This window comes from Variovorax sp. P4_D9 (assembly GCF_056401695.1).
Genome location: NZ_JBFUIU010000051.1, coordinates 1 through 23748, shown reverse-complemented (window position 1 = coordinate 23748; position 23748 = coordinate 1). Strand labels below are relative to the sequence as shown.

The following is a 23748-nucleotide window of genomic DNA, read 5'->3' as shown; positions in this document are numbered from 1 at the left end:
CCCGAGTCCGGCACTGCGGCCGCCGCGCAGGGCACCTTGCGCGCCTACGCCCCGCCCGCGCAGCTGCGCAAGGACCTGGCCGACGAGACCGCGCGCTGGAAGCGCATCATCACCGACCAGCGCATCGTCGCGGAAGGGAGCTGACGATGAAGCAAGCGTACCTGGGCCTGATCGTGCCACCCGCCGCCGGCGCGGTGCCGGTGGATGGCCCGCTGCTGTATGGCGAGCGCATCCGCTTCAGCGCCCGCGGGCTCGGCCTCGGCGAGATCTCCACCCGCGGCTACACCGAAGTGATCGACTCGGTGATCGAGAAGGCTCTCGAACTCAGGGCCGAGGGCGTGGCCGCCCTCTCGCTGATGGGCACCTCGCTGAGCTTTTTTCGCGGCGCGGCGTTCACCCGCGAACTGCAGCAGCAGATGGCGCGCGCCACGGGCCTGCCCTGCAGCACCATGAGCCATGCGATCGTCGGCGGCCTGCGCAGCCTCGGCGTGCGGCGGGTCGCGGTGGCCACCGCCTACATCGACGAAGTCAACCTGCAGCTTCGACGCTACCTCGAGGACAGCGACTTCGAGCCGCTGGCCTTGCAAGGGTTGGCGATTTCCGACGTGCAGGCGGTCGGCGAAGTGCCGACGCAGGTGCTAGTCGATCTCTGTAGCAGTGTCTTCGAGGCCAGCCCGGGCGCTGACGGCATCCTGATCTCGTGCGGCGGCCTGGTCACGCTCGATGCGGTGCGCGAGGTCGAGGCCCGCTTCGGCGTGCCGGTGGTCTCGAGTTCACCCGCGGGCTTCTGGGACCTGGTGGGCTGCGCCGGGCTGGATGCGCGCTCGCCGGGCAACGGGCGTTTGTTCGCCTGAGCGAACGGCGTGTCAGCCGCGGTCGGCCGCGGCGAGCAGCGCCTGCGCCTTGAGCACCACCGGCCGGTCCACCATCTTGCCGTCGACCGCGACCGGCGCGCCGCCGCTGGCCGCATCGGCTTCGATCACGCGCCGCGCCCATTCGAGCTGCGCCGGCGTCGGCGAGAAGCCTCGGTTGACGGCCTCGACCTGCTTCGGATGGATGCAGAGCTTGGCACCGAAGCCCAGGCGCCGCGCCTGCTGCGCGTCAGCCTCGATGCGGGCCGGGTCATCGATCGCTGTGCTGACCCCATCGACCGGCGGCTGCAGGCCGGCCAGCCGGGACGCCAGCACGATCCGGGAGCGGAACAGCAGCAGCTCGATGCCCTCGCCCTCGATGCCCAGGTCGGCCTGGAAATCGATCGAGCCGAACACCAGCCGCTGAACTCGAGGCGCGGCAGCGATCGCGTCGAGCTGGTCGATGCCGCGCGCGGTCTCGACCAGCGGCCACAGCGCGGCCGAAGGGAGCTCGTCGGCGATCGCCCGCAACACGGCGGCGTCTTCGGCTTTGGGCAACATCAGCGCGGCGACGCCCGCCGCTGCGCACATCGCGAGGTCGGCGGCATGCCACCGCGTGTCGGCGGCGTTGATGCGAACGCCGACGATCGGGCGGCCACCCTGATCACGGGCCGCGAGCCATTCGGCGACCTGCGCACGCGCTTCGTCCTTGCGGTCGGGCGGCACGGCGTCCTCGAGATCGAGCACGACCGCATCGGCACCGCTCTGGCAGGCCTTGTCGAAACGTGCCGGCTGATGGCCAGGGACGAACAGCAGGCTGCGGGCGACGGCTGCCATGTCAGCTCAGCAGACGCTCGACGCGCGAGGCCTCGGCCAGGGTCCAGATGCGCTCGCACAGCGCCTGCGCCTCCTGCGGCGTGGCCGCCTCTCCGTACGCAGCGAGCCGCTTCATCTTGTCCTCAATCTCGGCCCGGCTCAGCGTATTGCCGGGGTCGCCTTTAGGCTCGTCGACCCGACCCGGGAAGATGCGCCCATCGGTGGTCGTGACGCTGACCTTGCCGATCCAGCGCGCCGGGTAGGCGGTGTCGACCTCGCGATCGAGTTCCATCATCACCTTGTCGCGGAAGGCCGCGACCTCGGGCGCGAGGTAGTCGCGATCGAACTCGGTCAGGCCGGCGCGGCCATGCACCGCGATCAGGCCCAGCACCGTGCCCATCGAGAACTTGCCCTGGTGCACCGTGGTCGGCACAACGACGCGGCCCAGCACGTCGATCGCGCCCTGGTGCACATGGGTCACGACGCGCACGATGTCGCCGTGCTTCAACCCATGCTTCGTCATCACCCCCAGCAGCGCATCGGCGGCCGGGTGCGTGTGGCGGCAGGAGGCGTGGAACTTGAACGAGGTCTCGGCCAGCGCCCAGCGCGTGCCCAGCCCGTCGACCAGGCGCGCGGGATCGGCATCGGTGGACATGCCCACCCCCAGGCCCTGTGCGCCTTCGAGCACATGCTGCGCACCGGTGAAGCCATCCTTCGCGAGGTAGGCCGACATCAGTCCGCTCGCGGCCGCATGGGCGCAGTGCAGCTGCTTCGAATCGGCGGCGTCGCGCAGGAATTCCCAGACGCCGGCCGACTGCGTACCGGCCGAGCCGAAGGCGTGCAGCATCTGCGCGGGCGACAGATCGAGCAAGCGGCCCACCGCCGCCGCGGCGGCCAACGTGCCCGCCGTGGCCGTGGTGTGGAAGGTGCGGTAGTGGGAGCGGCCCAGGAACTCGCCGACCCGGATGCCGACTTCATAGCCGGCCACCACGGCCGTGAGCAGCTGCGAACCGCTGGCGCCGACGGCTTGCGCGGTGGCCACCGCCGGCGCGAACACCACGGCCGCCGGATGGAACACCGAGCCGTTGTGGACGTCGTCCTGCTCGACGTAGTGCGAAGCCGCGGCGTTCACCAGCGCCGCGAAGACCGGTGAGGTGCTGCGGCGAGAGGTCAGCACTTCGCTCGGCCCGTCGGCCGGGCCCATCGCCTCGGCGAAGCGCTGGATGCTCTGCACCGGCCGCGCGGAGCGGGCCGCGAGCACGGAGCCGAGCCAGTCGAGCATCAAGTCCTCGGCCCGGCGAAGCACCGGCTCGGGAATCTGCGCGAACGAGAGTTCGGCGGCGAAGGTGGTCAGGGTCCGGCTGGGATGGTCGTTCATGGAGGGGATTCCGTTGGGGAGGGATGGGGGATGCTCAGACCGCGCCCTCGGCATGCAGCGCCGCGATGGCTGCTGCGTCGTAGCCGACCTCGGCCAGGATCGCATCGGTGTGCTGGCCCAGCGCGGGCACCGCATCCATTCGCGGGTTCCATTCGCTCGGCATGCCGGGCGGCCACAGCGCGGGGATCGGCCCGGCACTGGTGCCGACCTCGGTCCAGCGTCCGCGCGCCTGCAATTGGGGGTGGTCCCACAGGTCCTGCATGGTGTTGGCCTGCGCGTTGGCGATCTGCGCGGCGTCGAGGCGCTCGATGATTCCGGCCGCGGTGAACGGCGCGAAGGCCTGCACGATGATCTCGCGCAGCGCCTCACGGGAAGCGGTGCGCAGCGTGTTGGAGGCGAAGCGCGGATCGGGCGCCAGGCCGGGCTGCTCGAGCACCTTGGCGCAGAACACCTGCCATTCGCGCTCGTTCTGCAACCCAAGCATCACGAGCTTGCCGTCGCCGGCCGGGAACGGGCCATAGGGATAGATGGTCGCGTGCGCCGCTCCGGCGCGCGGCGGCGGCGGCGCGCCCTCGAAGGCGTAGTACATCGGAAAGCTCATCCACTCGGCCATGCTCTCGAGCATCGAGACGTCGATGCGGCAGCCCTTGCCGGTCTTGCCGCGTTGAAGCAGCGCCGCCAGGATGTTGCTGTAGGCGTACATGCCGGCCGCGATGTCGGCGATCGAACAGCCGGCCTTGGCCATCTCGTCGGGCGTGCCGGTTACCGACAGGAAGCCCGACTCGCTCTGGATCAACAGGTCGTAGGCCTTCTTGTCGCGGTACGGTCCGGGCGCCGCGGCATCGTCGCCGTAGCCAGAGATGTCGCAGACGACCAGGCCGGGATGATCGGGCGCCAGCGCCTCATGCGAGAGGCCCAGCCGCGCCGCGGCACCGGGCGCGAGGTTCTGCACCACCACATCCGACTCGGCCACCAGGCGCTGCAGGATCTCCTGGCCCTTCGGGTGCTTGACGTCGAGCGTCAGGCTTTCCTTCGAACGGTTGGTCCAGACGAAATGCGAGGCGAGCCCGTGCACGCGCTGGTCGTAGGCGCGCGCGAAGTCGCCGCTGCCGGGCCGCTCGACCTTGATGACGCGGGCGCCCAGGTCGGCCAGTTGCCGCGTGCAGAACGGCGCCGCGATCGCGTGCTCGAGAGTCAGGACGGTGATGCCCTCGAGCGGTCGCATCAGAAGCTCCTCGGCATGCCGAGCATGTGCTCGGCCACGTAGCTCAGGATCAGGTTGGTCGAGATCGGCGCCACCTGGTAGAGCCGGGTCTCGCGGAACTTGCGCTCGATGTCGTATTCGCAGGCGAAGCCGAAGCCGCCGTGGAACTGCAGGCAGGCGTTGGCCGCTTCCCACGAGGCCTTGGCCGCCAGGTACTTCGCCATGTTGGCCTGGGCGCCGCAGGGCTCGTGCGCATCGAAGCGGCGGCAGGCCTCGTAGCGCATCAAGTCGGCCGCCTCGACCTCGATAAAGGCCTCGGCGATCGGGAACTGCACGCCCTGGTTCTGGCCGATCGGCCGGCCGAAGACCACGCGCTCCTTGGTGTAGGCCGTGACCTTGTCGATGAACCAGTAGCCGTCGCCGATGCATTCGGCAGCGATCAGCGTGCGCTCGGCGTTGAGGCCGTCGAGGATGTACTTGAAGCCCTGCCCTTCCTCGCCGATCAGGTTCTCGGCCGGGATCTCGAGGTTCTCGAAGAAGAGCTCGTTGGTCTCGTGGTTGACCATGTTGAGGATCGGCCGCACCGTGAGCCCGTTGCCGATCGCCTCGCGCAGGTCGACGATGAAGATCGACATCCCCTCGGACTTCTTCTTGACATCGGCCAGCGGCGTGGTGCGCGCCAGCAGGATCATCAGGTCGGAGTGCTGGATGCGCGAGATCCAGACCTTCTGGCCGTTGATGACGTAGCGGTCGCCCTTCTTCACCGCGGTGGTCTTGATCTTCGTGGTGTCGGTGCCGGCCGAGGGCTCGGTCACGCCCATCGACTGCAAGCGGAGTTCGCCGCTGGCGATCTTCGGCAGGTACTGCCGCTTCTGCGCCGCGGAGCCGTGGCGCAGCAAGGTGCCCATGTTGTACATCTGGCCGTGGCAGGCGCCCGAGTTGCCGCCGGCGCGATTGATCTCCTCCATGATCACCGAGGCTTCGGTGAGGCCCAGGCCTGAGCCGCCGTACTCATGCGGGATCAGCGCGGCCATCCAGCCGGCCTGGGTCAACGCGTCGACGAACTCGGCCGGGTAGGCGCGGGCCTCGTCGATCTTGCGGAAATACTCGTTGGGGAACTGGGCGCAGAGGTCGCGCACGGCGTCGCGAATGTCTTGGTGGCGAGGAGTGGAATCGGTCATGACAGGCAGTCAAGAGGAAGTGAATTCGGCGCTGGCTTGCATCAGCAGCGCGCCCTGGCCGTCCTCGGCCCAGAGCGCGACCATGCCATCGGCATCGGCCGCCTGGCCGCAGACCCGCAGCAGGCGGCCGCAGGTCAGCGGCCGCACGGCCTTGAATCGGTAGGCGCGCACGCGTCGGCCCGGGTGCTGCAGCTGCGCCGCCTCGAGCAGCAGCGTGGCGATCAGCGGCCCATGCACCACGAGGTCGTCGTAGCCCTCGACCTGCGTGACGTAAGGGTGGTCGTAGTGGATGCGGTGGCTGTTGAAGGTCAGCGCCGAATAGCGGAACAGCAGCGTCGCGTCGGGCCGGTGCTCGACCGACCAGGCGGCATCGGCCGGCGGTGCCTGCGGCGGCGCCGCTTCGCCCGGCTTCGCGGCCTCGCGGTAGACGATGTCGTGCGTGTCGCGCAGCAGCAGCGCGGCGCCGGCATGAACTTCATGCGCCACCTTGACGAACACCAGCGCGCCGGCCTTGCCCTGCTTCAGCGTGACGTCGGCCACGCGGGAGGTCTTGCGCGCCGCCGCGCCGAGCGGCAGCGGCTCGAAGAACTCGAGCTGGCTGCCGGCCCACATGCGTCGCGGCAGCGGCACCGGCGGCAGGAAGCCGCCGCGCGCCGGATGGCCGTCGGGGCCGAGCTGGATCTGCGGCGCGGTCGGCAGGAAGTAGCACCAGTGCCACAGCGGCGGCAGTGCCTGCCCCGCCTGCCAGGGCTGCTCGTCGTTGCGCAGCGTGGCGGCCAGCGCGCTCGCGGTCCAGGGCGATATCAGGTCGTCGTGGGTCTCGGTGCGGCCGACCCAGCTTTGCAGATGGTCGATGTCGAGGGCGTCGGTCATCGTCTGTTTCCTGGTTCAGTCCTGGCGCGGGCCGCCGGCCTCGCGCTCGACCCGCTGCCAGATCTCGATGCCCATCGGATCGTCGATCTCCTCGAGGATGTGGCCCACCAGGCCGATCGCACGCGCCATCACGCCGAAGCCGCGGATGATGCGCCACGGGAAACCGAATTCGGCGGCGATCGCACCGATGGCACCGGTGGCATTGATCGGCAGCGACTTGCCGGAGACGCGTTCGGCTTCTACCTGCACCGCCTGGATCAGCGCCACGTAGTGGCTCGATAGGCCGTTCTCGGCCGCGATCTGGAACAGCCGCGGCGTGCGGGGATCGATCGGCTTGTGCAGCGGATGGCCCAGGCCGGGCACGATCTCCTTGCGCTCGCGGTAGGCGGCGACGATGTCGCGCGCCATGTCTTCCAGCGGGCGGGTGGGCGAAGTGCCGGGCGGGATCGCCTCGTACAGCATGCGCGCGGCCCCTTCGGTGCTGCCGACGAACACGCTGCCGAGCCCGCACAGGCCGGCGCCCACGGCGGCCTGCAGCGCCTCGGGCGCGCCGGTATAGGTCAGGCGGGCGACCAGCGCGCTCGGCGTGATGCCGTGCTCGACCAGGGTCACGACGATGGCGTTGAAGGTGACCGACTCCTGCGGCGTCGGCATGCGGCCGGTGAGCTCGAGGAAGGCCATGTCGCCGAGGTTCAGGTGGCCGAGGATCTCCGACGGCAAGTCGCGACCGCGCACCGTGATCCTGTCGGGCGTGCTGTGGCCGAGTTCGGTGTGCAGGGATTTCTTGATCTTGGTCATGAGGCGGGATTCGGAAGAAAGGGCAAGGCTTCAAATCTATTCCTTGCCGAGGGTCCTGGGTCAGTCATTGCCGAACCCTGCCTTCAGCAATGGCAAATGCCGCTCGCGGGGTGCTTCTGGCACGCTTGCCCTCGGTCTCACTGCCTACCCCAAGACACGCCATGGACTCCGATTCCCTGTCAGCGATCCGCGAAGCGGCGCTGGACTATTTCACCCGCAGCGACAGCATCCGGCGCTGCCGCGCACTGGCCGAACAACCCGAGGACAGCCGTGCACACGCCGCCGCGGCCGGCTGGGCCGAACTGGCCGCGCTGGGCTGGCCCGGCATGCTGGCGCCAGAGTCGGCCGGCGGGCTGGCCCTCGCCCTGGCCGGCGCGGCCGAAATCCTGCGGGCCGCCGGTGAGCATGTGGCGCCCGAGCCGCTGCTGGCGGTCGCGGGCCTCGGCGCCCTGCTGCTGACACGCCTCGACAGCGCCCCGGCCGTGGCGCTGCTCGAAGACCTGGTGGCGGGCCGCAGCCTGCCGGCGCTGGCCTGGCAGGAAAGCGCCGGCGACCTCAGCGACGTGCCGCTCGATTGCGGCTGCGAGCCCGGACCCGCGGGCGGCGTGCTGCTGCAGGGCGAAAAGCTCATGGTGCTGCCCGGCAGCGCCGCCAGCGGCTGGCTGGTGTCGGCCCGCGGCGACGACGACACCGTGCTGCTGTGGGTGCCGCGCGRCACCGACGGCGTGACCGAGACGCTGGTGCCGCTGGTGGATGGCGAGCAGGCCGCCACGCTCCGCTTCGATCGCGTGGCCTTGCCCGCGAGCGCCGTGCTGGCGCAGGGCCCGTCGGCCCGCAATGCCCTGCGGCATGCACTCGCCGCGGGCCAGATCCTGCAGGCGGCCGAACTGCTCGGCACCGGCCAGGCGATGCTCGCGCAGACCTTGGCCTACCTGCGCACGCGCACGCAGTTCGGCAAGCCGATCGGCTCCTTCCAGGCGCTGCAGCACCGCGCGGTCGACATGTTCATCCAGCTCGAGATCGCGCGCGCGACGCTCGACGAGGTGCTGGCGCTGGCCGGTGATCCGGCCGGCCTGGCCATCGAACGGCTCGAGGCCGAAGCCAGCCGGGTCAATGCCCGCTGCACGGCGGCGACGCTTCATGCCTCGCGCTCGGCGGTGCAACTGCACGGCGCGATCGGCTACACGCAGGAGTGCGACCTGAGCCTCTTCTACAAGCGCACGCTACGGCTCTCGGCCTGGCTCGGCAATGTCACGGCGCACCAGCGACGCTATGCCGCACTGGCCGAAGGCACGGCGCACAGCGACGAAGCCGTGGCCTGGCCGGACGAGTTCCCCCGCAGCGCCGACTGGGGTGCGATGCCGGAGTCCGAATTCCGCCGCATGGTGCGCGCCTTCTTGCAGCAGCGCTACCCGGCCCACCTGCGCTATCTCTCGCACCGCGCGCGCTGGAGCGAGATGCGAGAGTGGTACCTCACACAGTCGGCACAGGGCTGGATCGCGCCGGCCTGGCCGCAGGCGCACGGCGGCATGGGTCTTCCCGCCGACAAGATGATCGCCTGGATCGAGGAGCTGGAGCAGTACGGCGTGGCGCGCGCGCCCGACCAGGGCATCGTGATGATCGGCCCGCTGGTGATTCAGCACGGCACACCCGAACAGCAGCAGCGCTTTCTGCCGCGCATTCTGGCGGGCGACCACGTCTGGTGCCAGGGCTACTCGGAACCCAATGCCGGCTCCGACCTGGCCGGCCTGCGAACCGAGGCGGTGCAGGCGCGCGATGCCGAGGGCGATCACTTCGTCGTCAACGGCCAGAAGATCTGGACCACGCTGGCGCAGGACGCCAACCACATCTTCATGCTGGTGCGCACTGACAAGGAGGCCAAGAAGCAGGAAGGCATCAGCTTCCTGCTGTGCGACCTGCGAACGCCCGGCATCACGATCCGGCCGATTCATACGCTGGCCGGCGAGCCGGAGTTCTGCGAGGTGTTCTTCGACAACGTGCGGGTGCCGGCCGAGAACCTGGTCGGCAAGCTGCACGGCGGCTGGACCATCGCCAAGGCACTGCTGGGCTTCGAGCGCATCTTCCTCGGCAGCCCGAAGCAGTCGCAGTACGCGCTGGGCCAGCTGGCGCGGCTGGCGCAGTCGCGGCGGCTGTTCGCCGACCCGGTGTTCACGCAGCGCTACACGGCGGTCCGGCTCGACGTCGCCGATCTGTCGGCTGCCTACACGGGCTTCGCCAACATCGTGAAGGCCGGCAAGCCGCTGCCGTCGTCGGTGTCGCTGCTCAAGATCTGGGCCAGCGAGACCTACCACCGCATCGGCGCGCTGTTGGTCGAGGCCAGCGAGGAACAGGGTGCGATCGCGGGGGACGTCGATGTCGACGGCCAGCCCTTCAACGCGCTGTCGCCGCTGATCGGATCGACCTCCGCGATGATCTACGGCGGCACCAACGAGATCCAGCGGAACATCCTTGCGCGGCAGGTGCTGGAACTGCCCGGCTGAGTTCGCACCACGCACCAGAAGAATTCACTCCAGGAGACGACATGAAGCAGCCGCAGATCGATTTTCACGCGGGCGCGCAGCGCCGCAATGCGCTCGCCTTGATGGCCGCGGGCGCGCTCTGGCCGCTGCTTGTGCCACTTCCTGCGATGGCCCAGCAAGCCCCGCTGCCGACGCTCGTCAAGCTGGTGGTGGGCTACACTCCGGGCGGCCCGGTCGATGGTGCGGCGCGCCTGCTCGCTCCCGCAATCGCGCAGGAACTGGGGACGCAGGTCATCGTCGAGAACAAGCCCGGCGCGGGCGGCTCGATGGGCGGTGACATGGTCGCCAAGGCGGTGCCCGACGGCGCCACGCTGTTCTTCGGCGCCAGCCCAACGATCACGATCAATCCGAATGTGCAGCGCAAGATGCCCTTCGACCCGATGAAGGACCTGACGCCGATCGCGCCGCTGGTGGCCTACACCAACGTTCTCGTGGTCAACAAGGATCTGCCGGTGCGCAGCGTGGCCGAGTTGCTGGCCTATGCCAGGGCCAATCCGCAGAAGGTGTTCTACGGCTCGGCCGGCGTCGGTTCGTCGAACCACCTGAGCGGCGCACTGCTCGAGAAGATGGGCGGCGCGCCGATGGCGCACGTGGCCTACAAGGGCAGCGCCCCGGCCCTGGCCGACGTGATGGGCGGCACGCTGTCGATGATGTTCGACATCATCGCCACCTCGCGGCCTTTCATCGAATCGGGCAAGGTGCGCGCGCTCGCGGTCACCTCGCGCCAGCGCAACCGCATGCTGCCTGAAGTGCCGACCATGATCGAGTCCAGCGTCGCCGACTTCGACGTCGGCGGCTGGTTCGGCCTCTACGGCCCGGCCCGCATGGACCCGGCGCTGGTGGCGCGCATCAACGCGGCAGCCGTCAAGGTGCTGACGCGCGAGGCAGTCGCGGCGCGGCTGCTCGAGCAAGGCTACGAAGTCTGGTCGGGCGCGCCCTCGGTGCTGGCCGACAAGGGACAGTCCGACCGCAAGTTGTGGGCCACGGTCTCCAAGGGCATCGAGGCGGATTAGCGTGCCGAAGCGAATCCATGAATGGCTGGCGCTCCGCGCCGCCGCGACGCCCGACGCCATCTTCCTGCACCAGCCCGCGGGCGACACCTCGTATGCCGCGCTGCAGGCGATGGTCGAGACCGCCGCCGCCGACCTGCTCGAAGCCGGCGTGCGGCCGACCGACCGCGTGCTGCTGGTGGCCGAGAACTGCGCCGCCCACATCGCACTGATCATGGCCTGCAGCCAGATCCGCGCCTGGTCGTGCGGCGTCAATGCGCGGATGTCGCCGGGCGAGATAGACGCGATCGTCAAGCGGGCCGACGCGCGCCTCTGCTATTTCACCGGCGAGGCCTCCGCCGCGGCGCTTGAGCATGCGCAGCACATGCGGGCGGTGCCCAGCGCCCTGCCCGGCGTGCTGCGCTCGCCGCTGCGAGCCGCCGCCACGCCGGAGCCCGACCCCGCCCTGGCCGACACCGCCGCGATCATCTTCACCTCGGGCACCTCGGGCGCGCCCAAGGGCGTGATGGTGTCGCACCGCGGCCTGCTGCACTTCGGCCGCGTCTCCGCGGCCTCGCGCGCTCTGACGGCCGACGACCGCGCCTACGCCTTCCTGCCGATGACGCACATCTTCGGCCTCGGCACGGTGCTGATGGCAAGCCTGAGCGGCGGTGCTTCCCTGGTGCTGCGCGGCGGCTTCTCGCCCGACGACCTCCTCGATGCGCTTGCGCACGAGCGCGTCTCGAACCTGCTCGGCCCGCCGACCATGTACGCCCGTCTGCTGGCCCACATCGAGGCACAGGGCGCGACGCCGCGCTTTCCACATCTGCGCTATGTCTACACCGGTTCCGCGCCGCTCGACCTCACGCTCAAGCGCCGCGTCGAGGCGCTGTTCGGCCAGCCGCTGCATTACGGCTACGGCCTGTCGGAGTACGCGGGTTCGGTCTTCCTGACGCGCCGTGGCGTGGCGCGCAACGACACCTCGGCAGGCTACCTCGTCGAAGGCGGCGAGGGCCGCATCGTCACCGCCGAAGGCCACGACGCCGCAGCCGGCGAGGTCGGCGAGATCTGGCTGCGCGGCGCCGGCCTGATGCTGGGCTATTTCCGCGACGCGGAGGCTACCGCGCAGGTAATGCGTCCGGGCGGCTGGTACGCCTCGGGCGACCTCGGCCGGCTCGCGCCCGACGGCGCGCTCTCGGTCATCGGACGGCTGAAGGAAATGATCATCCGCTCCGGCTTCAACGTCTATCCGGCCGAGGTCGAGGCCGTGCTCAACCGCTTCGCGGGCGTACACCTGAGTGCGGTGGTCGGCATGCCGGAGGCCGATGGCAACGAGACCATCGCGGCCTTCATCGAACTCGAACCCGGCGCGGTGCTCGACCGCGATGCGCTCCAGGCGCACCTGCGGGAGCACCTGTCGCCCTACAAGCGGCCCGCGCGCATCGAGGTGCTGGCTTCGCTGCCGACGACGTCGACGGGGAAGATCCTCAAGCGGGCGTTGGTGGGGCCCCAGCGCTAGCGAGGCCCGGATTGGTCATGCCATCGGGCTTGCAGAGTTCCACGAAGTGGACGTCGTCTCGGGTTGATCTCATACCCTGCGGATAGGCCCGGGAAAAAGCGCGACGTTCGCATCGGCCGTCAGGAGTGTCATGCCTTCAGTCGTGGCTTGGGCGACCAACAGCCGGTCGAAAGGATCCTTGTGAATGGGTGGCAAGCCTTCCACGGCCAGAGCACATTCCCCGTGATCGCCAGTTCGGCGTAGCCGTTGTCGAGCAGGCCGCGCCGCAGCAGGTGCGCATCAACCTGGAAGTCCGGCCGATCCAAACTGCGCTTGATGACAATCTCCCAGATGCTCGCGACACTGAAGAAGAGCTTGTTGTCAGGCGACTCGATCGCCTTGTGCGTTGCGTAGGCGCTTCGGCGTGCCCGCTGCCCATAGCAGTAGGTGCGTATCGAGGAGCAGTCTCATGGGGTGGCGCCGAACACCTGTTCGATCTCGGCCGAACCCATCGTGTCGAAGTCGTCCGGCACCTGCACCTGACCGACCAGAAACCCCAGCCGCTTGGGCGGCGAAGGTTCGGGCGCATCGAGCGGCACCACCTTGACCATCCGGCTTGCCCGCCTTGGCGATCACGAAAGACTCACCGCGTGCCACGCGCTCGACGATGCGCGACAGGTGCGTCTTGGCATCGTCTGCATGATTTCCGTTTTGCATGGGATTTTCGGACTAAGCTTGGTTAGCTTAGTTCAACTTCAAAATCCGCATTGGGCGACCGGCTTGCAAGGGCGGCCCTGTTTCAGCCGCCCATGCACACGCATGGCTCACCGCGCCTTGCCCTACTTGCCCGCACCCGCCTCGAAGGACGGAAAGCCCGGCTCTCTCGTCTGGGCCAGTCCCCAGTGGTAGCCGTTGATGTCCGCGATGAGCGCGAAGCGATCGCCCCATGGCKCGTCGTAGGCCGCTTCGAGCACCGTGGCGCCGGCAGCCCGGGCGCGTGTGACCACTGCATCCACGCTGTCGACGTAGAGATAGAAGTAGGCCGTCTTCTGCTTGGGATCGACGAAGGAGATCGCAGCCRCCGTCGGCCGGCCGCCCACGTTCTCGGGCACGAACATGATGGCGAGTTCGTCGTGGTAGCTCATCTCCACATGCACCGGCTCGCCGTTCCTGAGGTTTTCGTGGCGCAGCTTGAAGCCGAAGGTCTTCTCGTAGAACTGCTTGCTGGCGCGACGTCCTTGACCGTCAGGTGCGGCGTGATCAGCCTGGACGACAGCCACGGTGAGCCCGTCGTCCTGGATGCGTCTGCGAAGTGTCCGCAGCGATCGCAGGGCTCATGATTGACGCGGCCAGCATGAAAGCGCTGATGAATCTCATTTTTGTCTACCTTGGAAATGGACGCGAGGAGCGCCGATTGCGCACCAGGCAAGTCCACTCCAACAGCGCACCTCCTCGATCGGGCGGCTGCGTCACCGCCCTGCGCCGGGCCCCGGAGCCGGCACCTGGTCCGCATCCGTCAGCGTCTTCAGGAACGCAACCACATCGCGGATCTCGGACTCGGTCAGGGCGGGCTTGCCGTCACGCCGCTGGCCGAAGGGCGGATCGGTGTTGACGTTCTCGTGGTACTGCGGCGGCAGGTCGTCGAAGGTCTGGACCCTGCCCTTCGCGTCGCRCCCGTACCAGCGCTGCGGCGCGGTGTCGCGCTGCGCGTAGAAGCGCAGCACTTCCTCCAGCGAATGAAACACGCCGTTGTGGAAGAAGGCCTTCCGAACGGCGACGTTGCGCAGGCTGGGCGTGCGAAACAGGCCGCAGTACTCGGGGTGGTCCTGCAGGTCGGTGCGGACCGGTCCACACAGGCCGAGGTCGTGGTACGCCGGGTCGGCGTTGGCTGCGAGGCCGCGATGGCGCGGCACGCCGACGGCGATCATGCCGAAGTCGGTGAAGAGCGGAAACGCGCCGTCCGGCGTGCGGTCCGCGATGTGGCATGAGGCGCATTTGCCCTTGTCCTCGGCGCGGAACAGGCGCAAGCCGCGCGCTTCGGCAGCGCTGAGCTTCTGCTCGCCGCGCAAGACGGCGTCGTACTTGCTCGAGAACGGATAGAAGTCGGCCGGCGACTGCTGGAACACTTCGAGCGCGAGCCCCGCCGCGCGGAAGGCGGCCGCGGGGGCGCGAAACACGTCGTCGCCGAATGCGCTGCGCATCTCCTCGGCATAGGCGGCGCGTTCGAGCTTGCGCGCCACGTCCTCGACCGAGGCATTGCCCATCTCGGCCGCCGAGAGAAGCGGCAGACCGGCCTGCTCGTGGGCGGAGCCCGCGCGGCCGTCCCACATGTGGCCGCCGGTGGGGCCGGCGTCGATGCTGTCGTCGCCGTCGTTGTCGTGGTGGTGCTCCGAGAACGCGGTGAGCGTTTCGAGGTAGCGCAGCGAAGGCGTGGCACGCGACCCCGGCGTGTGGCCGTCCACGCCGCCGAGCTGAACCGAGAGTGCGTTCGGCGGGCCGTAGGCATGCCGTGGATCGTGGCAGCTCGCGCAGGACTGCGCGCCCGAGGCGGAGAGCGAGGCGTCGAAGAAGATGCGCCGCCCCAGTGCCGTCAGTTGCGCCGCGCCGGGTTGCGGCCTGCCGGGGACCGGCGCATAGATGGCGCCGGCATAAGCAGGCGCAGGCGCCGGTTCATGCGCCGCGGATGCAACGGCGGCCATCGGCTCGACCGGCAACACGGGGGAAGGCGCCGGCCGCTCGCAGGCGGCGAGCGCGAAGGCTGCCATCAAGACAAGGGCGAGCCTGCAGGATCTGGATGGATGAGAGCGGGGCATCGAAAGCGACTTCGGGACGCAGCTTAGATGCGGCGCATGACAGACCGATGACGCCCTGAAACGCGCCTGTCACGCTCCGCCGCGAACATCGGCGACGCCGGCCTTGCGGCCGGACTCATCAACACCTCATAGCTCCACACAAGATGAAATCCTCTTTCGCTTCGCGCGTGCCGCACGCGCTGCATCCGCTCGCACGGCGCTGGCCATGGCCCGCCGCGATCGCCACCACGGCCATCCTCGCCGCCTGTGGCGGTGGCGGAGGCTCGGGCTTCTCGTTGCCGCTCACCGGCAGCGGCAGCGCCCCCTCCACTTCCGGCGTGGTGACCGGCAGCTACTACCGCAATGCCAAGGTCTGCATCGATGCGAACAGCAACGGCCGCTGCGACAACGGCGAAGCCAGCGGCACGACCGACGACAACGGCGGCTTCAAGCTCAGCGGCCAGGGCGCGGTGGTGGCCGAGATCGGCACTTCGGCCAGGCGCTACGACCCGGCCACCGGCAGCGAAACGCCGGTGACGCAGCCACTGGTGTTCCGCGCGCCGGCCGCTGCGAACGGCGTGGTCAGCGCCATCAGCACCGAGCTGGCCGCGCTCATGGAAGACAACGGCGGTGACCTTGCCACGGCACGCACCGCGCTGGCGAAGCGCCTGGGCGTGACGGAAGCGCAACTGCTTGCCGACCACAACAAGCTCGACGACGCGGCCGTCAAGGCCGCGCTGCAGACCGAAATCGAACAGGCCATCGAGCGCATCGCCGACGCGATTGCCGAAGCGCATGACGGCGGCGACGTGGTCAAGGCGATGCGCAACCGCTTCGCGCTCGAGAAGATCCAGAACGTGGTCGTCATCTACGCCGAGAACCGCGGCTTCGACAACCTCTACGGCCTGTTCCCCGGCGCCAACGGCATCCCGGGCGTGACCCCGGCTTCGAGCACCCCGACCCCCGAGCCGCAGAAGGACTTCGACGGCGCCACCTTGCCGGTGCTGCCGCCCGTGTGGTCGGGTGTCACGGCCACCGGACAATTGCCGAAGTACGTGATCACGCAGGCGCAGGCCACGGGCATGCCCAACAAGATGTTCCGCATCGACGACCCGGCGGGCTTCTTCAACACCGGCACGGTGATCGACCAGTCGGTCATCACGCGCGACCTCGTCCACCGCTTCTACAACAACCAGATGCAGATCAACGGCGGCAAGAACGACAAGTTCGCCGCCTACTCCGATGCCGGCGCGCTGAGCATGGGCTACTTCGACGGCAGCCAGATGAAGCTGTGGAAGATCGCGCAGCAGTACACCTTGGCCGACAACTTCTTCATGGGTGCGTTCGGCGGCTCGTTCCTCAACCACCAGTACCTGGTGTGCGCGTGCGCGCCGACCTATCCGAACGCCGATGCCGACAGCTCACCCGCGAAGGCCTCGATCTCGGCCATCGACCTCGATGCCGACGGCAACTTCGTGCGTCTCACGCCGGCGGCGACCTCGCCTGCCTCGGTGCTCAACGGTGCGGCGGTCTACAAGAACGACAGCACCCTCACGCCCAAGGATGCGAAGGGCATGTTCTACGCGGTGAACACGATGCAGCCGGCCTACCAGCCGAGTGGCAACGCACCGGCCGCGAGCGATGCCACCAAGCTCTACGCCGACACGACCAAGGCGACGACGCTCCCGCCGCAGACGCAGACCACGATCGGCGACCTGCTCAACGCGAAGGGCCTCAGCTGGGCCTGGTACGGCGGCGCGTGGAACAGCACGCTCGCCATCGCCAAGGGCGACCGCGCGTTCCCGGCCGCCGTGCCGCCCGCGGCGCAGACGCCGAACTTCCAGTTCCACCACCAGCCCTTCAACTACTACGCGGAGTTCGATCCCGTCGCGCATGCCGACGCGCGTGCCTCGCACCTGAAGGACTTCGACGCCGACTTCCTCGCCGATGCGGCCGCCGGTAAGCTGCCCGCCGTGAGCTTCTACAAGCCGCAGGGCAACCTGAACCAGCACAACGGCTATGCCAACGTGGCGGACGGCGACGAGCACATTGCCGAGGTAATCGCCAAGCTGCAGGCCAGCCCGCAGTGGAAGAACATGCTGATCGTCGTCACCTACGACGAGAACGGCGGCTTCTACGACCATGCCACCGTGCCGAAGGCCGACCGCTGGGGCCCGGGCACGCGCATCCCGGCGCTGATCATCTCGCCCTACGCGAAGAAGGGCTTCGTGGACAAGACGCAGTACGACACCGCATCGACGCTGCGCTTCATCTCGCACCGCTGGTCGCTGCCGCCGCTCGCGGGGCTGGTCGAACGCGACACCGCGCTGCGCAAGAACGGCAGCAAGCCGATGGGCGACCTGACGGCCGCACTGGACTTCGGCAGCAAGTAAGCAAGCAAGCCGCGGCCGCGCGACCGCGAGCACGCAGGGAGCGCGGCCGCTCCCGGGCGAATCTGCGTACCCGCCCCCTTCGAAGCGCAATGCCCAGGCCGAGTGCCTCCTCGTCCATCAGGGTTTCCCGGTTGAAGTTGCCGGAGCGCTTTGCTTAAATGCGGAGAGAAACGCCTTTGCGCCGCTTCTAACCCTGTGGAGGCAATCATGGCGAGACTGGTCATGCGCACGCGCACCAAGCCCTATCCGATAGACATCGGCGGCGAAACGAAATTCATTTGTGGTTGCGGCCTGTCGGCGAACCAGCCCTTCTGCGACGGCACGCACAAGCTGACACGCGATGAGCAGGAAGGAGCGCTCTGCTGGTACGACGCCGATGTGCAACGCAAGGCGATCGCGCACGCGTTCCCCAACATCCGCACCCCGAGCGAATAGGCTCGTCCCCGCACACTGGAAGGCACCATGAGCGAACCGGACTTCACGATGCTGCGGCAGCGCATGCTGGCCGAGATCGCCGCCAAGACGGTTTTCTCGACCACGTATCTGGGCAAGGCGGCGCTGGATTCGAGAGTCATGAACGTCATGGCCAAGGTGCCGCGCCACGCGTTCGTGCCGTTCGAACTGCGGCACTACGCCTACGTCGATTCACCCTTGCCGATCGGCTACCGCAAGACGATCTCGCAACCCTTCATCGTCGCCGTGATGACCGACCTGCTCGGCGTGCAACCGACCGACACGGTGCTCGAGATCGGTACCGGGCTGGGCTACCAGTCGGCGATCCTGGCGGAGCTTGCGCACCGCGTTTTCACTGTCGAGATCATCGAGGAACTGGCCGAGCAGGCCGAGCATCGGCTGACCGACCAAGGACATGCCAACGTCGAGATCAGGATCGGAAACGGCTGCCATGGCTGGCCCGAACGCGCACCATTCGACAAGATCATTGTGACGGYGGCCCCCGAGTTGATCCCGCCGGCGCTGATCTATCAGTTGAAGCCAGGCGGCACGATGGTGATACCCGCCGGGTTGCCTGATGCACAGCAACTAATCCAGCTCAAGAAGGACGCGCAGGGTTCAGTTACGACAAGGGAAATCTTCCAGGTGCTTTTCTCGACGCTCGACGACGTTACCTTGGGGTGAATCGTCGGCTGCGAAACGCACTTGCCAATTCATTCAGGACCGGAACTGTCCGCGCGAAGCGGATGCAGGCATCCGTGATCGAGACGCCGCGCTCGAGCGGCACGCCGGGAACCAGATCCTGTCGGCCTTCCTCGAGATTGCTATCGGTCATGACCTGCTCACTCAGACCATTTGCACGCAGGGCTTCACAACTGGCAACCACGTCCGCGGCCGAATAGTTCGGCGATCATCCACCACGCAGGATCACATGACAGTCGTCGTTGCCGCGGGTCTCGAAGATCGCCGCCATTCCCATCTTGGTCATGCCCATGAAAGCGTGCGGAGCCCTCGCGGCAAGGACCCGTTCGGTCGCGAGCGCCAGTTGCGGAAGTGCTCAGCAGGGACGTCTACTTCGCAGCCGCCTGACGGGCGGCAGTATCCGCGGTGCCGAGGCTGATCTTGCCAGCCTTCAGCGTGAACACATGGACCCACTCGCTGTCGAAGCGGTCCTATTCGGATGCGGCTTCACGCGCTCCCAGCCAAGCACCGTCACGTGATTCGGCCCTTCCAGGAATTCACGCGGTTCGAACTGCTGGATGTCGTCGTTCTGGGCCAGCGTGGTGAAACAGGCCTCCACTTCACTCTTGCCGGTGAACTTCCCCCCGTACGGGATGCCGGTGCTGAGGCTGGCGTGGAACCGCCAGTCCCGCGCGATGAGCACCTGCGGCCATCCCGACGGCGCGACGGGCGGCGAGCCGATGCGCACCGATCCCAGGCCTGGAACTGCCCGTTGTTGACGGCCGCCACAATCAGGCGGCCGTCGGCGCACGCGAACATCTCCGAGGGCGAGGCGATCGGGTTGGTGTTGCCCACCCGCGCCGGCACCCGGCCGGTTATCAGGTAGCCGAGCGCGAGGCGGCCGTTCAGCGCCACCGAGCATCGCCGCATCGACGTGCTGGCCTTCGCCGGTCTCGCGCCGATGGTGGAGGGCGCCCAGCACGCCGATCTCTGCGTAGAGGCCGGTCACGACGTCGGCGATCATGCAGGGCGTGTTCGAGGACCCGCAGACACCGCATCGCGAACTCGCATTGAGCCTGCCGCACAGCCGCGGCGTCGACGTGCCCAGCCTGCGCAGCCCGCTGCGCTTCTCGGCGACGCCGGTGACGCACCGGGCCTCGCCGATGCTGGGCGAGCACAGCGCGCAGGTGCTGGCTGAAGAACTGGAGATCGGGCCGGAGCGGTTGCGAGTGCGCGAGAGCTGGGTGGTCTGAGGCAGGGCTACGCGCCCGGCGCCACCTCCACCACCCCCCTCCTTCGCCGCCGCGGCGAAGCGCTCGTGGTCGGCCCGGGTCTGCCCGGCATAGGCGGTGGCGAACTCGACCAGCGCGTCGTCGAACACATCCGACTTGCCCAGATAGCCGCTGATCATCGCGGCATCGCCCGACTTGGCATGCGCCAGGGCCAGCGCCCAGCCGCACAGCCGCACAGCCGCACAGCCTGCAATACTCGATGAAGCCGCCCGGGGTGGTCCCGCCCGGCTCCAGTTCGATGCCGCCCTTCATGTCGCGCAGCTGCCGGGTGTAGAAGTGCACGCCGTCGATCCGGCCCCAGCCGAGGAAGATGTCGGGCGAACCCTGGATCAGCCGCTGTCCCCGGACCACGCGCTCGCCCTCGTTGGCCGGGGCATGCGCCGGGTCGACATCGCCCGCGAAGGGCGCCAGCACCGAAGGCTGCGCCTCCTTGAGCTGCAGGAACAGGGGTCGTCCTCCTCGCGCCCCTGCATCAGCACGATCCAGCAGCGGGTGCCGACGCTTCCCACTCCGACTACCTTCTGCGCCGCGTCGACGATCCGGTAGCGCGTCAGCAGCAGCCGGCGCTCGGGCGCCCGTGAATCGAGGTAGAGGGCCAGGCAATGGCCGATCGCCTCGTCCACCGGACGCCCCATCGAGGTCAACGGCGAGCGCACGATGAAGGGGCGCTGCTCGATAATCCGGTGCTGCTCGTCGACCAGGTCGGTCATCTTGTCGAGCACCTGCATGTGGGTGCGCTTGCGCGCCTTGTCGAGCACCGCGCCGGCACTCGCTCGCCAGGCCGGCGGCAGCGATTCCACCAGCCGATCGCTGTGGATGGTGTCGTACCAGGTCTCCAGCTGCCCCATGCCGGCATAGCGGCGCATGCGCTCGCGGTAGCTCTCCACCGCGGCCCTCGCGGCCGCCTCGCGCTCGGATTTGTCACCGCCCAGGTGATGGGCGGCCACGAAGGCGCTGGCCGCCAGCCGCTTGAGGTCCCACTCCCAGGGCCCGGGCTGGGTTTCGTCGAAATCGTTGATGGCGAACACCAGCTGCCGCTCGGCCGATGCGAAGACGCCGAAGTTGGCCACGTGCATGTCGCCGCAGGCCTGGACCCGGATTCCGGTGGTCGGACTGGGCGCCAGGTCGGCCGCCATCACCGCGGCCGAGCCGCGCAGGAAGGCGAAGGGCGACCGCAGCATGCGGGCGTGACGCAACGGCACAAGCTGCTGCAGGCGGGTGGCCGCCTGCGCTTTCAGGATGGCCAGCGGGTCGACCTGCGGCAGGCGCTCGAGAGCGCCGTGGCTGGCCCGGGGAACCCGCTCGCGCAAGACCCTGCCGGCGGCCATGCGCTCCTCGACGCTCGGCCGCGGCGCCGTGAAGGGCGCTGGCCAGCGCCTGCGCCCGGCTGCTTTCCCCGGGATCGGGTTCGTCACTCTCGGCACGCGCAATTCTTTGCTCCGGTGTGGCTCCGCCGCACATCATGCCGGAACCCGCAGCCTGCAGGCGCGGCGCTCGAATCAATGCGCGACGCGCTGCCGCCACTCCCGCGGCGAGCAGCCGAAGCGCTCGCGGAATGCGCGGCTGAAATGCGCCGCATCGCTGAAGCCGCGGCCATAGGCGATCTCGCCGACCGTGCGGCCGGCGGCGCGCGGGTCGAGCAAGTCGCGGCTGCAGGCCTCGAGCCGGCGCTCCCAGATGTACTGCGCCGGCGTCACCGGCTCGCTCTTGAACACCCGATGGATCTGGCTCACCGACATGCCGAGCGCGGCCGCCAGCGTGCCAACCGACAGCGCGGGGTCGTCGAGCTTCTCGTCGATGCGCCGCTTGATCCGCGCCAGGTGGAAGGCGGTCAGGTTGCTCAGGGCCGGCGAGCGCGCGGCCGGCAGCGTCTGCAGCCCAGCCACCAGGATGTTGAGCACGCCGTTGGCGACCGCCAGCGCCGAGGCCGGCTGCAGCGCATCGATGTCCTCGTGCAGCGTGCGGATCATGCCGAGCAGCAGGTGGCCGGCGCCCTCGCGGCCCGACACGGTGGTGGCGGTCAGGGCCTCGGTCTGGCGCAGCTCGCTGCGCAGGCGCTCGCCCGGCAGCTTGAGCACGATCTGCTCGAAGGCATCGTCGAACAGCAGCTGGTAGGGCCGCGTGCTGTCGTAGAGCGCGAAGTCGCCCTCCGACAGCACGGCATCGCGCCCGTCCTGCCGCACCACGCCACGGCCGCGGGCCTGGATGCTGACCAGGAAGTAGTCGTCCGACGAACGCGCGATGTGACCGGCCGTGCGCATCACCTTCTGCGGCCCCGATGTGACGACCGAGACATCGAGGCTGGGCAGCGTGTGCTGCTGGATGCTGCCGTCGAATTCGCCCTTGGGGCGATTCCCCGGCACCGGATCGCACGCGAGCTGAACATAGACGTTGCAGATCATGTCGGTCCAGTAGGCGAGCCGCTGCTCGCGCGGAACGACGGCAGTGCTGAGCGTTTGGGTCATGGGGATCCTTCCGGGGACGTGCGAGGAATGGGCCGCTTGCAACGCTGGATCAAGAACGCCGCGAATTCCGGACAAGGCGCTTTCCAGGCGGCGAACTTACGCTTCAAGCAACCCGTGTGYCACCGCGCTAACCCGGATGCGACGGGTCCCTTTCACCCCTCTTGGAGAACGCCATGTCCAGTACCACCCATCCCCGCCTGCGCGTCGCCGCGGTGCAAGCCGCTCCCGTCTTCCTCGACCTCGACGGCACCATCGACAAGACCATCGACCTGATGGCGCAGGCCGCCGGCCAGGGCGTGCAGCTGATCGCCTTCCCCGAAACCTGGGTGCCCGGCTATCCCTGGTGGATCTGGCTCGATTCGCCGGCCTGGGGCATGCAGTTCGTACAGCGCTACCACGACAATTCCCTGGTCGTCGGCTCGCCCGAGTTCGACCGCATCCGCGAAGCCGCGCGCAAGCACCGGATCTGGGTCTCGCTCGGGTACAGCGAGAAGGCCGCGGGCAGCCTGTACATCGCGCAGGCGCTGATCGACGACCAGGGCAATACGCTGCAGACGCGGCGCAAGCTCAAGCCGACGCACGTCGAGCGCACCGTCTTCGGCGAAGGCGACGGCTCGGATCTCAGCGTGATCGAGACGCCGATCGGCAAAATCGGCTCGCTGTCGTGCTGGGAGCACCTGCAGCCGCTCAGCAAGTACGCGATGTACTCGCAGAACGAACAGATCCACTGCGGCGCCTGGCCCAGCTTCTCGCTCTACCGCGGCGGCGCCTATGCGCTCGGCGCCGAAGTCAACAACGCCGCCAGCCAGGTCTACGCGGCCGAAGGCCAGTGCTTCGTGGTCGCGCCCTGCGCCACGGTCTCGAAGGCGATGCACGAGATGCTGTGCACCGATGCCGGCAAGCAGCAGATGCTGCTGGTCGGCGGCGGCTTCGCGCGCATCTACGGGCCCGACGGCTCGCCGCTGGGCAAGAACCTGGCCGAGGACGAGGAGGGGCTGGTGGTGGCCGACATCGACCTCGGAACGATCTCGCTGGCCAAGGCCGCCGGCGACCCGGCCGGCCACTATTCGCGGCCCGACGTCACGCAGCTGCTGTTCAACAGGAAGCGGCGCGAGCCGGTGGTGCTGCAGGGGCAGTCGGAGCCCGAGGCGGCCGCGGCCGAACCGGTGTCCACCCCCGCGGAACCCGCCGCCGCCGCGCGGCAGCCGGTCGCGGCCTGAGCCGCAGAGCCACCGGGACATCGCCATGGAATCCGCCATCGCCGAGCACCTGAAATGCCCGCGCACCCGGCACCGCCGGATCGAGGACGACTACACGCCGCCCTACCCCGTCTGGTCGGCCCGCGCGGCGGCCGACGTCGGCCGGGTGGTGATGGGCTACTTCGGCGTGCAGTCGCGCGGGCCCGAACTGCAGGGCCGCGCCTGCGCCGCCCTGATGAAGATCGCACGCGGCTTCGGTCTCGCCGACGGGCCGGGCCACCATGACCTGGCGCACTTCGTCGACGCCGACGGCTGCGACAACATGATCGCGATCGCCTACTGGAA

General features: G+C 68.8%; 18 protein-coding genes and 7 pseudogenes. 10 read left to right on the top strand and 15 right to left on the bottom strand.

Annotation, left to right across the window (positions count from 1 at the left end):
* Window positions 1-146: 146 nt before the first annotated feature.
* Window positions 147-854: an arylmalonate decarboxylase gene (locus AC1DY5_RS08435; RefSeq protein ID WP_478110700.1), complete on the top strand. Its 708-nt coding sequence runs from the start codon at window positions 147-149 to the stop codon at window positions 852-854.
* 12 nt (window positions 855-866) lie between these two features.
* Here the strand turns inward: AC1DY5_RS08435 and AC1DY5_RS08430 are convergent, their stop codons facing one another.
* The 6 genes from AC1DY5_RS08430 to AC1DY5_RS08405 are packed head-to-tail and all read right to left on the bottom strand — an operon-like array spanning window position 867 to window position 7101.
* Entirely contained in the window at window positions 867-1688 is an 822-nt protein-coding gene (locus AC1DY5_RS08430; RefSeq protein ID WP_478110697.1) for an HpcH/HpaI aldolase/citrate lyase family protein, read from the bottom strand.
* Between the two features lies 1 nt (window position 1689).
* The gene (locus AC1DY5_RS08425; RefSeq protein WP_478110694.1) at window positions 1690-3045 is read right to left on the bottom strand and encodes an MmgE/PrpD family protein; all 1356 of its coding nucleotides are present in this window, start codon (window positions 3043-3045) and stop codon (window positions 1690-1692) included.
* A 34-nt stretch (window positions 3046-3079) separates the two neighbouring features.
* Window positions 3080-4270: a CaiB/BaiF CoA transferase family protein gene (locus AC1DY5_RS08420; RefSeq protein ID WP_478110692.1), complete on the bottom strand. Its 1191-nt coding sequence runs from the start codon at window positions 4268-4270 to the stop codon at window positions 3080-3082.
* Window positions 4270-5430, bottom strand: coding sequence for an acyl-CoA dehydrogenase family protein (locus AC1DY5_RS08415; RefSeq protein WP_478110690.1), 1161 nt, complete (start codon window positions 5428-5430; stop codon window positions 4270-4272). The genes AC1DY5_RS08420 and AC1DY5_RS08415 overlap by 1 nt, the downstream gene beginning before the upstream one ends.
* A 9-nt stretch (window positions 5431-5439) precedes the next feature.
* Window positions 5440-6303 carry an HTD2 family dehydratase gene (locus AC1DY5_RS08410; RefSeq protein WP_478110687.1) on the bottom strand — a complete coding sequence of 288 codons (864 nt, stop codon included), beginning with the start codon at window positions 6301-6303 and terminating at the stop codon, window positions 5440-5442.
* 15 nt (window positions 6304-6318) lie between these two features.
* The gene (locus AC1DY5_RS08405; protein WP_478110684.1) at window positions 6319-7101 is read right to left on the bottom strand and encodes a citryl-CoA lyase; all 783 of its coding nucleotides are present in this window, start codon (window positions 7099-7101) and stop codon (window positions 6319-6321) included.
* 161 nt (window positions 7102-7262) lie between these two features.
* On the opposite strand from AC1DY5_RS08405, the gene AC1DY5_RS08400 reads away from it, so the two are divergent.
* The 3 genes from AC1DY5_RS08400 to AC1DY5_RS08390 are packed head-to-tail and all read left to right on the top strand — an operon-like array spanning window position 7263 to window position 12149.
* On the top strand, window positions 7263-9602 hold the full coding sequence (locus AC1DY5_RS08400) for an acyl-CoA dehydrogenase (protein WP_478110682.1): 2340 nt from the start codon (window positions 7263-7265) through the stop codon (window positions 9600-9602).
* A 41-nt stretch (window positions 9603-9643) separates the two neighbouring features.
* On the top strand, window positions 9644-10654 hold the full coding sequence (locus AC1DY5_RS08395) for a Bug family tripartite tricarboxylate transporter substrate binding protein (protein ID WP_478110680.1): 1011 nt from the start codon (window positions 9644-9646) through the stop codon (window positions 10652-10654).
* 1 nt (window position 10655) lies between these two features.
* The gene (locus AC1DY5_RS08390) at window positions 10656-12149 is read left to right on the top strand and encodes a class I adenylate-forming enzyme family protein (RefSeq protein WP_478110676.1); all 1494 of its coding nucleotides are present in this window, start codon (window positions 10656-10658) and stop codon (window positions 12147-12149) included.
* Between the two features lie 69 nt (window positions 12150-12218).
* On the opposite strand, the pseudogene AC1DY5_RS08385 reads toward AC1DY5_RS08390, so the two are convergent.
* From AC1DY5_RS08385 to AC1DY5_RS08370, 4 genes and pseudogenes are all read right to left on the bottom strand, one after another.
* Window positions 12219-12599 (bottom strand): annotated as a pseudogene (locus AC1DY5_RS08385) (type II toxin-antitoxin system VapC family toxin).
* Window positions 12596-12845: pseudogene (locus AC1DY5_RS08380) on the bottom strand (type II toxin-antitoxin system Phd/YefM family antitoxin). The pseudogenes AC1DY5_RS08385 and AC1DY5_RS08380 overlap by 4 nt, the downstream one beginning before the upstream one ends.
* A gap of 122 nt (window positions 12846-12967) precedes the next feature.
* Window positions 12968-13408, bottom strand: a complete 441-nt coding sequence (locus AC1DY5_RS08375) for a VOC family protein (protein WP_478110674.1) — start codon at window positions 13406-13408, stop codon at window positions 12968-12970.
* Between the two features lie 189 nt (window positions 13409-13597).
* On the bottom strand, window positions 13598-14893 hold the full coding sequence (locus tag AC1DY5_RS08370) for a cytochrome-c peroxidase (RefSeq protein ID WP_478110672.1): 1296 nt from the start codon (window positions 14891-14893) through the stop codon (window positions 13598-13600).
* Between the two features lie 191 nt (window positions 14894-15084).
* Here AC1DY5_RS08370 and acpA point away from each other — a divergent pair, with 191 nt between their 5' ends.
* The 3 genes from acpA to AC1DY5_RS08355 all read left to right on the top strand — a co-directional run bounded on the left by acpA (window position 15085) and on the right by AC1DY5_RS08355 (window position 18450).
* Window positions 15085-17313 (top strand): acid phosphatase, encoded by a 2229-nt coding sequence (acpA, locus tag AC1DY5_RS08365; RefSeq protein ID WP_478110670.1) that lies wholly within the window; start codon window positions 15085-15087, stop codon window positions 17311-17313.
* 222 nt (window positions 17314-17535) lie between these two features.
* The gene (locus AC1DY5_RS08360) at window positions 17536-17748 is read left to right on the top strand and encodes a CDGSH iron-sulfur domain-containing protein (RefSeq protein ID WP_478110668.1); all 213 of its coding nucleotides are present in this window, start codon (window positions 17536-17538) and stop codon (window positions 17746-17748) included.
* Between the two features lie 27 nt (window positions 17749-17775).
* A complete protein-coding gene (locus tag AC1DY5_RS08355) occupies window positions 17776-18450 on the top strand; it encodes a protein-L-isoaspartate(D-aspartate) O-methyltransferase (protein WP_478110665.1) in 675 nt (224 codons plus the stop codon).
* Here the strand turns inward: AC1DY5_RS08355 and AC1DY5_RS08350 are convergent.
* Both AC1DY5_RS08350 and AC1DY5_RS08345 read right to left on the bottom strand, forming a co-directional pair.
* Window positions 18437-18805, bottom strand: a pseudogene (locus AC1DY5_RS08350) (3-deoxy-7-phosphoheptulonate synthase); the annotation flags it as partial. The gene AC1DY5_RS08355 and the pseudogene AC1DY5_RS08350 overlap by 14 nt on opposite strands.
* Before the next feature lie 173 nt (window positions 18806-18978).
* Window positions 18979-19420: pseudogene (locus tag AC1DY5_RS08345) on the bottom strand (CoA transferase); the annotation flags it as partial.
* 49 nt (window positions 19421-19469) lie between these two features.
* On the opposite strand from AC1DY5_RS08345, the gene AC1DY5_RS08340 reads away from it, so the two are divergent.
* The gene (locus tag AC1DY5_RS08340; protein WP_478110703.1) at window positions 19470-19700 is read left to right on the top strand and encodes a hypothetical protein; all 231 of its coding nucleotides are present in this window, start codon (window positions 19470-19472) and stop codon (window positions 19698-19700) included.
* 62 nt (window positions 19701-19762) lie between these two features.
* Here AC1DY5_RS08340 and AC1DY5_RS08335 read toward each other — a convergent pair.
* The 3 genes and pseudogenes from AC1DY5_RS08335 to AC1DY5_RS08325 all read right to left on the bottom strand — a co-directional run.
* Window positions 19763-19915, bottom strand: a pseudogene (locus tag AC1DY5_RS08335) (DUF2252 family protein); the annotation flags it as partial.
* Between the two features lie 79 nt (window positions 19916-19994).
* Window positions 19995-20920 (bottom strand): annotated as a pseudogene (locus AC1DY5_RS08330) (DUF2252 domain-containing protein); the annotation flags it as partial.
* A 318-nt stretch (window positions 20921-21238) separates the two neighbouring features.
* Window positions 21239-22204, bottom strand: a complete 966-nt coding sequence (locus tag AC1DY5_RS08325) for an AraC-like ligand-binding domain-containing protein (RefSeq protein WP_478110663.1) — start codon at window positions 22202-22204, stop codon at window positions 21239-21241.
* A 173-nt stretch (window positions 22205-22377) separates the two neighbouring features.
* Between AC1DY5_RS08325 and AC1DY5_RS08320 the strand changes: the two genes are divergently transcribed.
* Window positions 22378-23424 (top strand): carbon-nitrogen hydrolase family protein, encoded by a 1047-nt coding sequence (locus AC1DY5_RS08320; protein ID WP_478110661.1) that lies wholly within the window; start codon window positions 22378-22380, stop codon window positions 23422-23424.
* A 25-nt stretch (window positions 23425-23449) separates the two neighbouring features.
* A pseudogene (locus AC1DY5_RS08315) lies at window positions 23450-23748 on the top strand (phenylacetaldoxime dehydratase family protein); the annotation flags it as partial.